This window comes from Shewanella sp. 10N.286.48.B5 (assembly GCF_002874355.2).
Classification (GTDB): Bacteria; Pseudomonadota; Gammaproteobacteria; order Enterobacterales; family Shewanellaceae; genus Shewanella.
This window is the reverse complement of sequence record NZ_MCVG02000003.1, coordinates 62,510-74,936: the sequence shown is the minus strand read 5'-3', so window position 1 is coordinate 74,936 and position 12,427 is coordinate 62,510. Positions and strand designations below refer to the sequence as shown.

Annotated in this window: 9 protein-coding genes; 4 read left to right on the top strand and 5 right to left on the bottom strand. The window is 43.6% G+C overall.

The features are described from left to right. Positions 1-27: 27 nt before the first annotated feature. A complete protein-coding gene (locus tag BCU57_RS17205) occupies positions 28-1,407 on the bottom strand; it encodes an FAD-binding oxidoreductase (RefSeq protein WP_102440302.1) in 1,380 nt (459 codons plus the stop codon). Between the two features lie 22 nt (positions 1,408-1,429). After that, positions 1,430-4,918 (bottom strand): indolepyruvate ferredoxin oxidoreductase family protein, encoded by a 3,489-nt coding sequence (locus BCU57_RS17200; RefSeq protein ID WP_102440301.1) that lies wholly within the window; start codon positions 4,916-4,918, stop codon positions 1,430-1,432. A 219-nt stretch (positions 4,919-5,137) separates the two neighbouring features. On the opposite strand from BCU57_RS17200, the gene BCU57_RS17195 reads away from it, so the two are divergent. The 3 genes from BCU57_RS17195 to BCU57_RS17185 all read left to right on the top strand — a co-directional run bounded on the left by BCU57_RS17195 (position 5,138) and on the right by BCU57_RS17185 (position 8,843). Further along, on the top strand, positions 5,138-5,533 hold the full coding sequence (locus BCU57_RS17195; RefSeq protein WP_102440300.1) for an MAPEG family protein: 396 nt from the start codon (positions 5,138-5,140) through the stop codon (positions 5,531-5,533). Between the two features lie 177 nt (positions 5,534-5,710). Further along, a complete protein-coding gene (locus BCU57_RS17190; protein ID WP_102440299.1) occupies positions 5,711-8,059 on the top strand; it encodes a YgiQ family radical SAM protein in 2,349 nt (782 codons plus the stop codon). Positions 8,060-8,288: 229 nt separating this feature from the next. Then, positions 8,289-8,843, top strand: a complete 555-nt coding sequence (locus BCU57_RS17185; RefSeq protein ID WP_241901006.1) for a hypothetical protein — start codon at positions 8,289-8,291, stop codon at positions 8,841-8,843. A gap of 148 nt (positions 8,844-8,991) precedes the next feature. Here the strand turns inward: BCU57_RS17185 and BCU57_RS17180 are convergent, their stop codons facing one another. From BCU57_RS17180 to BCU57_RS17170, 3 genes are all read right to left on the bottom strand, one after another. Further along, the gene (locus BCU57_RS17180) at positions 8,992-9,564 is read right to left on the bottom strand and encodes a YSC84-related protein (protein ID WP_102440297.1); all 573 of its coding nucleotides are present in this window, start codon (positions 9,562-9,564) and stop codon (positions 8,992-8,994) included. A 263-nt stretch (positions 9,565-9,827) separates the two neighbouring features. Then, on the bottom strand, positions 9,828-10,673 hold the full coding sequence (locus tag BCU57_RS17175; protein WP_133149395.1) for a hypothetical protein: 846 nt from the start codon (positions 10,671-10,673) through the stop codon (positions 9,828-9,830). Positions 10,674-10,787: 114 nt separating this feature from the next. Next, entirely contained in the window at positions 10,788-11,204 is a 417-nt protein-coding gene (locus BCU57_RS17170; RefSeq protein ID WP_102440295.1) for a nitrous oxide-stimulated promoter family protein, read from the bottom strand. 315 nt (positions 11,205-11,519) lie between these two features. Here BCU57_RS17170 and BCU57_RS17165 point away from each other — a divergent pair, with 315 nt between their 5' ends. After that, positions 11,520-12,410 carry a hypothetical protein gene (locus tag BCU57_RS17165; protein WP_413211465.1) on the top strand — a complete coding sequence of 297 codons (891 nt, stop codon included), beginning with the start codon at positions 11,520-11,522 and terminating at the stop codon, positions 12,408-12,410. The last annotated feature ends 17 nt before the right edge of the window (positions 12,411-12,427 follow it).

Genomic DNA, 12,427 nt, shown 5'->3' with positions numbered 1-12,427 from the left:
TTGCTACGCTGACATTTATTACCACCTCTAAGGGAAAACCTTGCCGCGGTTGAGAAGATTTTTAGGGTCAAAAGCGAGCTTCAAGCGTTTCATTAAGGCTATTTCGTTGTCAGTGCGGGAGCAATGTAAGTATTTAAGCTTATCTAAACCAATGCCATGCTCAGCAGAAATCGAGCCAGCGTAAGGTTTTAGCTGCTGATAAACAATGCTTTGCACTTGATGCTTAGTCTGCTCATCATAGCTACCAACACAAATGCCTAAATGTAAATTACCATCACCTAAGTGACCAAATACAATGAATTTTGCATGGGGCCACTGCGTCATAATTTGGCTTTCAACTTGCTGAATATATTGCTCCATGTTGGCAATAGGCAGGCTAATATCAAAGGCAAACAGTGGGTTTAACTCGCTGATGACAGTGTCAATATCATCCCTCATGGCCCATAACTGTTCACGCTGACTTTCTGACTTAGCAATTGCGGCGTCCACCAAAATATCTTGCTCTAACGCGGCCATTAGCGCTTCTTCAAATTGCACGGCGTCGCGCTCGGCGTTATGGCCCGTGGCTTCAATTAACACGTAATATGGATAGCCACTGTCGATAACCGTATTGTGCTTGTCTGAGTCGGTCATTAATTGATAAAAATTGCCCCACATCACTTCAAATGCCGATAGCTGACCATTTAAGTGACTGTTGAGTAATTTCAGTAGCTTGGCGACAGCATCAAACTGGGTTGCGGCGACAATGGCAGTATTGCGACTGCTGGGCAAAGGGTGCAGGCGTAACACGGCTTTAGTGACGATACCTAAGGTGCCTTCGGTGCCGATAAATAGCTGTTTAAGATCATAACCGGCGTTATTTTTTAGCATACTGTTTAATGACGAAATAACCGTGCCATCCACTAAAACCGCTTCTAAGCCCAAGACTTGTTCACGCATCATGCCATATTTAAGCACGCTATTACCGCCAGCATTGGTGGCTATATTTCCGCCAATAGTGGCGCTGCCTCTGGCGCCTAAATCCAGAGCAAATAACCAATCTTGTGCGGCGGCTTTTTCTTGCACCATTTGTAGCGGCACGCCCGCTTGCACTGTCATAGTGCCCGCTTGATTATCGATGGACTCAATCTGAGTCATGCGCTCTAACGAAATCGCAATATCGTCAGCTGTTGCATAGGTACCATTGACCAATCCGGTTAACCCGCCCCAAGGGATGGTGGTTTGATCCTGCTGGTGGCAAAGGCTCATCACCTTAGATAGCTCTTCGGTTGAAGCAGGGCGCACTATGGCCAGTGCTTGGCATTGTCCTTTGCCATAAGAGTAAGCAGGCCTGTTGGCAACGTCATCCCCAAGGATAATGCCTTTATCACCTACGATAGCGGTTATCTTTTTTATAATATCTATCATATTCACTCTCTGTAGCTATGTATTAGCTAACTTCTTTAAATTTAATGGCTGATTTATCTGGGCCATGGGTAAATTGATGTAATAGCTTTCCTTTGGCCATGAGTGTGGCGCTAATATTGTTTTCTTTAATATGGCCAAAGCCTTTAATCATTTGCGGTAGCTGAGCGATTTCAATGGCGAGTGGTAAATTATCATGATTCAGGTTTTCGATGATATGCTTTATATCTGCTTGATAATCTTTAATTAACTGCCTTTCCATCTTTCTTTCATTGGTATAGCTAAACATATCTAGTTTAGAGCCGCGCAAAAACTTAAATTTAGCCAACACTTTAAACGCCGTTAAGATCCATGGGCCAAATTCACGCTTAATCGGTAAACCAGTATCTGGATGTTTTTTGCTAAACAAAGGCGGTGCGAGAGAGAATTTAACCTTAAAGTCGCCGTCAAAATCGTTATGTAAATTTTGCATTAGCGTCGCTGAGCTGTGCAGACGCGCCACTTCATATTCGTCTTTGTAGCTCATTAATTTACTCAGATTAGTGGCTACCGCTAAGGTTAAGCGGTCAGAATTTTCAGCCACAGCTTTTTCTGCTTGGCTGACTTGTTCAATAAACTCACGGTATTGCTTGGCATAGGCATTACTTTGATAATGACTGAGATGCTCAGCCCCATCTTCAATGGCGCTAAAGGCGGTGGTCGCAATATTTTGCTGGCTGTCAGTGGTCAGTAATTGCGAGAACAATTCAGGATTAAAACACAATAATCGGCCTAAATTTAACGCGTTGAGATTAAAGTCAATACTCACACCATTAAGGCGTAAAGCGTGTTCAACTGAGGCAACTGAAAGCGGTAACGCCCCTTTTTGCAGGGCAAAGCCCACCACAAATAAATTAGCGCCTATGGTATCTCCCATGAGTTTTTTGGCGATGTTAGAAGCATCGATAAAATCGACATTATCGCGGCCTAATAATTGGGCTAACGATTGCTGCTCTTTAAACTCAGTGGGGATCGCTTGTGGGTTTAATTGAAATATTGCTGGTGGCGCAATGGCAGCATTACCAATTAGGCGAGTATGTTGATCATTAATGATTTTAATGATGTGCGGATCTAGGGTCGCCAGTAAATCGAATGCTAAAATTAAATCGGCGCTGCCAGTATCAATTTTAGGGCTAAATAATCGCTCAGGTGAGTTGGCAAATTTAAGATGGCTGTAAACCGCGCCATTTTTTTGCGACAAGCCGGTCATGTCGTAAATTGAGCAGGCTTTATTATCAATATGAGCTGCCATGCCTAATATCGCCCCGACAGTGATCACCCCTGAACCGCCAATCCCTGCAATCATGACATTGTAGTTATCATCAATGTTACACGCGGTAGGCGCGGGAATCGTGGCAAACACATCTGCTGAAATCGCGGTGGCAGCGGCCTTTTTCGGGGTGCCACCAATGACGGTAACAAACGAAGGACAAAAGCCTTTATTACAGCTGTAATCTTTATTACAACTGGATTGATCTATTTGACGCTTGATGCCTTTCGAGGTCACTTTAGGTTGCAAGCTCACGCAGGTTGACTGAACTGAGCAATCGCCGCAGCCTTCACACACGTCAGCATTAATGTATAAGCGTTTAGTTGGATCAGCAATTAAGCCACGTTTACGGCGGCGACGCTTTTCTGCTGCACAAGTTTGCTCGTAAATTAATACGGTGCAACCTGCTATCTTGCTGAGCATGGTTTGCACCATGTCTAAGCGGTCACGATGATAAATCTCAACGTTTTTGGCGATGTCTGGGTTATTGGCGTATGCCTGTGGCGAGTCAGTGACAATCACGCATTTACTAATGCCTTCATAGGTCACTTGTTGGCTAATTTCAGCGACGGAGATTGGCCCATCCACTGGCTGGCCGCCAGTCATGGCAACCGCATCGTTATATAAAATTTTATAGGTGATATTGACCTTGGCCGCGATGGCTCCGCGGATTGCCATTAAGCCAGAGTGATAATAGGTGCCATCGCCTAGGTTTTGAAACACGTGGTTGGTGTTAGTGTATTTGGCTAAGCCCACCCACTGCATGCCTTCACCGCCCATATGGCAAGGGATCATGGTGTCTTTGCGATAAAATGCTGCCATGGCGTGACAGCCAATACCAGCCATAGCGATACTGTTTTCAGGTACTTTTGTGGAGGTGTTATGGGGGCAACCAGAGCAAAAGTAAGGGGTTCTAGGTAAGCTGGTGGCGCAACTTTTAGGGTCAAGCTTTGAGCGTAAACGCACAATTGCGGCGTCAACCTTGGGGTGAGTTTGACCATTAATGCGCAGGCGCTCAGCGATGATAAAGGCCAGTGTGAGTGGCTCTAACTGCACATCGGCACTGACGAGCGCGAGGCCATTTTCATCCTGTTTACCAATAACCCGTGTGGCACCTTGTTTGCCAAACAGGATTGATTTTATTTGCTCTTCAATAAAGGCGCGCTTTTCTTCAATAACCAGTAATTCAGGTTGCTGCTGGGCAAAGTCGGTTAATTTGCTGGGCTCGATGGGCCAGATACAACCTAATTTGAATACCGATAACCCCAGTGTTTGCGCAAGATCATTGTCGATCTCTAATAATGCCAGGGCCGACATTACATCGTTATAGGCTTTACCGGCAGTGACAATACCCAGACTTCTTTGTGAGGCGTTGTCATTTTTGGCTACGCGAACCTGATCAAGATTATTGGCTTTAATAAAGCGATGCACCAAGGGCAAGCGGTGAGTAATGACATTGGTTTCATTGGTTTGCGGCGGGATAAAGCCACTGGTTTTGAGATTGATGCTGTCTGTGGGGGTGTCATCTCGACTAGGACGTTTGATATCTATATTGTCGAGATTAATATCAATGGTAGCGGTTTGTTCCACTGATTCATTCACACATTTAAAGCCTACCCATAAGCCGCTATAACGAGACAGCGCCCAACCTAAAATACCATAATCGATAAATTCGCTGACATCGGCAGGGTAAAGTGAGGGAATAAGATTTGCCGCTAACGCTTGTTCACTTTGATGTGAAATAGTCGATGATTTACCAGGATGGTCATCACCGTAAACCACCAACACGCCGCCATGTTCATGGGTGCCAGCATAGTTTGCATGTTTAAATGGATCGCCACTTCTATCAACACCGGGCCCTTTGCCATACCACATGGCAAATACGCCATCGACATTAGGCTCGGGTATGGTGTCGAGTAACTGGGTACCCCAAATCGCCGTTGCAGCTAGGTCTTCATTGACCCCAGGTTGGAAGGTGATGTTATGTTGATCTAAACGCTTTTTGGCTTTCCAGATATAACTATCTAATGCCCCTAGTGGCGAGCCTCGATAACCTGAAATATAACCCGCGGTATTCAAGCCTTGGTTTTTGTCTAATTGCGCTTGAATTAGCGGTAATCGAACTAAAGCTTGGTTGCCGTTTATAAAGATACGACCAGATGTATTGTTATATTTATCTTCTAAAGTGATGTCACTATGTTTCATCTGCTCTGTTCCTTCGAGTCATATTTGGTGTTATCAATCGATTTTTAGGTTAGAACATGTGAATTATGATGACTGCAATATAGGTGACATTTGTTAAATAAATTCAAAATTAGGCTTTTGTAAGCCTTGCCGCTGTGATGATAAAAATCGCTTTTTTCATTAAACAAAGCCGATATTTAGAATATAGTGAAGCCTTAACAGCATTTAAAAGGAGTTCAAATGATCGCCAGTGTATCGGGGTTATATATCGCTTTAACGGCCATAATGGCCATTTATTTTAGTTTACGAGTGGTAAAGCTTAGAAAAGGGCTGAAGATTGGTATTGGCAACGAGGGTAATCAAGAGTTAATTATTGCAGATCGCGTGCACGCTAACCTTGTGGAGAACGCGCCATTTGCGCTGCTATTAATCTTGGTGGCTGAAGTGAATGGGCTTTCAGCACCGTTTTTACATTTGTTTGGCAGTTTGTGGTTATTCGCGCGCTTGTTACATGCCATTGGCTTAACGCAGGGCAAAGGCGGTTATCATTTTGGCCGCTTTTGGGGAGTATTAATCACCTGGATAATTATTGTCAGCTTAGCCGTGGTTAATATCGGTTTATTTTTAGGCTTATGACTGAGTACTTGATAAGGTGGGAGTTTTACTATTCCCACTGTATTTATAAGGTTTTTTATTTTTAGTCATCAATAAAAAAATTTCACATCTGCTGCTTTTTTAGTCACACTTACTCATCGCCAACTGGTATACTCCGCGACCGTTTATCGACGTATCCATCAATTTTAGGTTACACACATGCAAGTTGAATCCACGTTATTTAATTATCCAAAGTTCTGGGCAGAGTGTTACGGCACAGCTCCCTTTCTTCCGATGTCTCGCAAAGAGATGGATCAACTTGGATGGGATAGCTGCGATATTATTATCGTCAGTGGCGATGCTTATGTGGACCACCCAAGTTTCGGCATGGCGGTTATTGGCCGTATGCTTGAAGCACAAGGGTTTCGAGTCGGTATTATTTGTCAGCCAGACTGGTCAAATAAAAATGACTTTATGAAGCTAGGTCGTCCGAACCTGTTTTTCGGTGTAACCGCCGGCAACATGGACTCGATGATCAACCGCTATACCGCAGATCGTCGCATTCGCAGTGATGATGCCTACACCCCAAACGATGAAGGCGGTAAACGCCCAGATCGCGCGGTAACCGTTTATACCCAGCGTTGTAAAGAAGCCTTCAAAGAAGTGCCCGTGGTGATCGGTGGTATCGAGGCCAGTTTACGCCGTATCGCTCATTATGATTACTGGTCTGATAAAGTGCGCCGCAGTGTGATATTTGATGCTAAAGCCGATATCTTAATTTACGGTAATGCCGAGCGCCCGCTGGTGGAAGTGGCACATCGCATCGCTAATGGCGAAAAAATGGCTGATTTGCACGATATTCGTGGCACCGCAGTTATTCGTCATGAACCTTTGCCCGGCTGGAAAGGCATGGATTCGCGCAAATTAGATCAACTACACAAGATTGATCCTATCCCCAATCCTTATGGTGCTGATGATGTCGGCTGTGAAAAATTATCCGGCCCAACCGATAAAAAGATTTTTGATAATGATGCCCCTAAAGCCATCAGCGTGCAGCCGCCAAGACCTAAGCCGTGGGAAAAAACCTATGTGCTACTGCCAGCTTATGAAAAAGTGGCTGACGATAAATTCTTGTATGCCCATGCTTCACGTATTTTGCATCAAGAGCAAAATCCGGGTTGTGCCCGCGCGTTATTTCAAGCTCAAGGAAATCGCTCTGTGTGGGTTAACCCGCCAGCGTGGCCATTAAATACTGATGAAATGGATGCGGTGTTTGATTTGCCGTATCAGCGCGTACCGCACCCAAGTTATGGTAAAGCGGTGATCCCTGCTTACGACATGATTAAAACCTCGATTAATATCATGCGAGGTTGTTTTGGTGGCTGTTCGTTCTGCTCGATTACCGAGCATGAAGGGCGCATTATTCAAAGTCGCTCGCAAGAATCTATCATCAAAGAAATTAAAGATATTCAAGACAAAGTGCCGGGCTTTACTGGGGTTATTTCAGATTTAGGTGGCCCAACCGCTAACATGTATCGCCTCGGCTGTACTAGCGTCAAAGCAGAAACCACTTGTCGACGTTTATCCTGCGTATATCCCTCAATTTGTGGCCATTTAGGTACCGATCATAAACACACCATTGATTTATATCGCGCCGCCCGTGACGTGCCGGGGATTAAAAAGGTTCTGATTGCATCAGGTGTGCGTTATGACTTAGCCACAGAAGATCCTCGCTACATTAAAGAGCTGGCTAAGCATCATGTGGGCGGCTATTTAAAAATCGCCCCAGAGCACACTGAAGATGGTCCACTAAGCAAAATGATGAAGCCGGGAATGGGCAGTTATCATAAGTTTAAAGAGCTATTTGATCATTACTCTAAAGAAGCGGGTAAGAAGCAGTATCTTATTCCTTACTTCATCTCAGCACATCCGGGGACCACCGATGAAGATATGCTGAATCTAGCCCTGTGGCTTAAATCAGAGAAGTTTAAGCTTGATCAAGTGCAAAATTTTTATCCATCGCCAATGGCCAATGCCACCACCATTTACCACACTGAGCTTAACTCATTGAAGAATGTGAAGCACACCAGTGAACAAGTGACCGTGCCTAAGAAAGGCCGTCAGCGCCGCTTACACAAAGCGCTGCTGCGCTATCATGATCCTGCAGGCTGGCCACTTATTCGTGAAGCCTTAGCTGCCATGGGTAAAGAGCATTTAATTGGTAATGGGGTGCAACATATTGTGCCACCAGAATCACGTAATGAGCGCCAAGGTTTTGGGGCTAAAAACCGTGGTGGCAAAAATGATGGTAGTAAGACGGCTTTCACCCGTTTTTCTGGTAATCAGTTTGCGGATAGAGACAGCGGTAAAAAACCGACCAAAGCCAACAAAGCCAAAGCGGCTGGCGAAAAGCAAGAAGGCGGCAAGTCATCTTCAGCTAAAAAACCAGCTAATGCCAATAGCGCTAACAAAGGCAAAGCTAAAACAGGCTGGTCACAGAAGAAGCAGCCATTTAGCAATAAGGCGAATGCAAAAAATAAATCTTCAAATAGTAAGGGCGCTAGATAAGCCGCTGAGCTAATTTGAAATTGTTAACTAGAAAACCGCCAATAGGCGGTTTTTTTATTTCAGGTTAAATTAAACAATCACTGTTAGTCTGCAAGCCTAGTTCATTTGCTTTAGGGTATCGCCCATGGTTTAAATGAATGATTAAAAACTAAAATAAATACCCCAAGGAATAATAATGAAAAAAATATTGGCCACTGCTGTATTGAGTTGTCTGATCCCCGCTACTGCTATGGCACATGGCAGTCATGATCATGATGAATCTACCACTTACGCTAGTGTACAAGACAGTTACTTTGATGCGCTTGCTGTGCATTGTGGTAAAGCGTATGCGGGTGAGGTGACTGCGGGCAACGAAGCTGATTCAGCTTTTAGCAATAAAGCATTAATCATGCACGTACGTGAATGCAGCGATACTGAGCTTAAAATTCCTTTTCATGTGGGTGACGATCACTCTCGTACTTGGGTTATCACCAAAACCACTTCAGGCTTGCGCTTAAAGCATGATCACCGTCATGAAGATGGCACTGAAGACAAAGTCACCATGTACGGTGGCGACACTGCTGACATGGGCACTGCAACTGAGCAATCATTTCCTGTCGATGCTGAATCAATTGCTAACTTTAATGAAAATGGCTTAACAGCGTCAGTGACTAACGTGTGGCATATGTACATTGAGCCAACAGTCTTCACTTATCGTTTAACCCGCGAAAATCGTGATTTTAGAGTGGATTTTGATTTAACCAAGCCAGTGGCGCTGCCGCCAACGCCTTGGGGTCATGAGTAAGTATCGCTGAAGCCATACATTGCTTACAGTGGCAAGTACTTGAAGTGCAATAAATCAGGCTGCCAAGGTAGCCTGATTTATTGATCATGATTAATTGAAAGGGCAGTGATTTAAAGTCTATGTAAATTTAGTTTTTTGATAGTCATGGCTATTTAGCATCAAAACTAAATGATTGGCCTGCGATAGCCGCCTCATACATCAATCCGCCTTTCGCGGCAGTGAAAACCGCCATGCCATTCATATAAGCAGCATTAGCTGCTGTACGGTTGCCTGCATTGCCAGCCCCTGCTGAGTTACCTGTTGAGCCCACTTGTGCATTGGCGCCAACAGTAATGGCCACTGCAGATGCCTGGGCGCTAAACTCAAAGGTACCACTGGTAAAGTCGTTATAGGCTTCAGCATCTTTAAAGAAAATAATTTCGCTATAAGCTTGTCCACCTAATTGGAAGCCAATAGAAAGTTGTGACACGCTTGAATCACCACTATAAACACCACCTTTATATACCTTGCCTGAGCCGTAGGCCGCACCGATACCAAAGCCGCCTTTACCCACGGTTGGGTAAATCGCATAGCCGTAGGCACTATCAAAAAAACCTTGTACTTCGGGGGCCTTTTTAAAATCGGCAATGGCTTCGGCGTATTTGTCAGCGTGAGCTGAGCTGGAAAATGTCAGTCCGATAAGCACGAATGTGACCGCTAGCAATGACAATATATTTTTCATAAAAACTCCTGTGATAAGCAAACTTTAGTGATGATAGCTTTAGCATAGCAAACCCAAGCTGAACAAAGCTGTAATAAAAACGCCTAATATTGCTACTAGGTGCTTAAAACTAACATGAGTTCAGTTGGTGCTGAGTATTTAAATGAGTGGTGTTGTTATTTAAATCTAGCAGTGAGTAAATAACTCACTTAATATCCTCTTTAATTGAGCTTGTTTGTACAGGTGTTGGCTCAGGCTGTGGCCTTTATCTGGCGAAGTTAATTTCACTTAGTTTTTGGGACTGACTTGTTCTCTAAGCCCTGTTCTGAGGCTTTGTCATCACTGATAACACTTCTTAAATAATCAAGTTCTTCATTATCCAGTAGCAGCTTGGCACTATGATGCTGGGGTGTTTTATTGACCTTGATACGTAAAAATACCAGTCGGGTCACTTGGTGTAGTCCGTATATGGCAAACCCATAAATGGTCGCTAATAGACATAATCTGACGATGCCAACAGCATAGCTAGAAATAGTGTCACCAAAATAGAAGGGTAATAACACCAATACCAATCGTAAAACCCAATTAAGTAAAATGCCGCCAGTAAGCAGTAATAACCACCTAAATCTAACATTTTTTAAGCTTTGATGTTTGTCGACTCTATGACGACTTAACGCGCTAATGATAAGGAAAAAATAGATCCCGCTTTGAATTAAAATAATGGCAGGCATGACTAGGGCTATTTTATTAATGGTGACTAATTCACTGATGTTGTTGACTTGAATATGGGATGCATCGGGAACCATACCAATATTGAACGATACAGTGACAACAATAACCGCCATGGAAATTAGCGTAGTAAGTATATGTTTGACGAAATTGAGGTCAGAGTTTTTAATTTGTAAACACGCTTTGCAATAGCTGTACAGTAAGGGCATCAGTAAGAAGTAAAATGGCACCATTAACGTCATCATAAAATGAATTTGAATTGGGGCATTTTCGCGGGTGATACTGGCTGAAAAAAAGAATAGCGAGATCAGAATAAATAAGGCGCCCAGTAAGCGATTACTATGGCTGGTGCTGCTGTCGTTATTAGCAAAAATATAGCGGACGTAAAAACCTACTCCCAAGCAATGTATGCCAGCGAGTAATGATAGCCAAATATACGCCTGTGAAAAAAACTGATTAATTACGATGGCCAATCCCTTTGTTTATCGTTAAGTCATATCTTAAATCACGCTTTATCAAGCAGCATTATTATGTTTTTTCTGTTTTCTCATATGACGGTTTGACGCCGCTTCGGGCGGTTTGCCAGGTGCGGGCTTTCTTTCTGCGAGCAAATGCGTTATCGCCATAATAGGATGGGGAAGCAGCATTCTTGGGCCAGAGTAAATCATGATTTCACGCACTTTTTGTTTCATGTGCGGTTTGTAGCAATGCACAGGACATTTGTTGCATGTCGGCTTTTGTTGACCATAAGGACAGCGATCTAAGCGTGTTTCTGCGTATTCAAGCAATTCAATGCAATCTGGGCACAAGCCTTGGCTATTTTCCGTTTGTAACGCAATTTGATGATGAGCCCGGCAATAAATTTTTGCCATAGCATTCATTGTGTTGAATTCATATAACAGCTTGCCTGATAGGATCGCGCTTATTGTCATGTGTTAATACCATAGTAAATCACTCGGGTATGGCTAGTTTACCTAATCACAGTCTGTTTATTCAATTCAATGCTTAATAAGCTTGAACTAGAGCACATAAAAACAAAAGCTAAAAATAATGTCAGCTTATTGTGTTAACGAGCATAAAAGCGACATAAACACTTGATTTTTGTCCTAAGAATAGCTTATTAATATTAGTTCAGCTTGTTTAATTTTCAAGCAGAAAAATGAAGCTTCCTTCTTCGGATAGGCTAGGAATGGTAAACTCCAAAACTATTCAAATGCACACAGCATGACACAAATATGGTGTTATAAATGATTATTAAAATTATTGTCGTTGTTTTATTGGTTTGGCTGGGTATTTATCTTTATCGTCGAACCCAAACCGTTGCTAAGCAAGAGCTAGAGCAGAAAGAACCAACTCAGGCAGATCCGCAGCCAGAAGCTGAGATAACAGATATAGCCTCAGCCCCATCTGAGATTGAGTCAGCACCGCAAGATAATACTGAACTTGAGACTGAATCAATAGCTCAAGAATTAGAACCAAGCCCTGTGCAAGATGAAGATACTGTAGTCACTGCCGTAGATGAAGTTGAAGCAACAGTTGAACAAATAGTCGAGACTGAGTCTTATGAGCTGCCAGAGCCAGAGCCAGAGCCAGAGCCAGAGCCAGAGCCAGAGCCAGAGCCAGAGCCAGAGCCAGAGCCAGAGCCAGAGCCAGAGCCAGAGCCAGAGCCAGAGCCAGAGCCAGAGCCAGAGCCAGAGCCAGAGCCAGAGTCAGAGAATAAACCTATTACAGCAGCTTTACCTGCAACAGGTGCATGGGCAAGTGATGCATTTACGGCTTTAGTTAGCCAATATGATGCAAGTGCTGAACTACAGGCCCAGCATCTGAGTTTACTCAGTATTATTAGTCACAGTTACAAGTTACGTAAACAAGCTGATTACTGCCAATACGGCGCAGGTTTGACCCAGCGTTATCAGTTAGCTTATAAACAGTATCGCCAGCAAAACGCCACTGCTGCAGATGATAAAGGCATAGGCTTTATGCAATTATCAACCATGCTCAATGATACTAAGCAATTTGATAAAGCCATTGAAGTCTGTCAGCAGGCCATTGATTATCAATTAACAGATGGAACTGTTACCGGTTTTGAAGGTCGAATTAAGCGTATCGAGAAAGCAAAATCTAAAGCGAGTAATTAAGTGAATTGAATAAGACT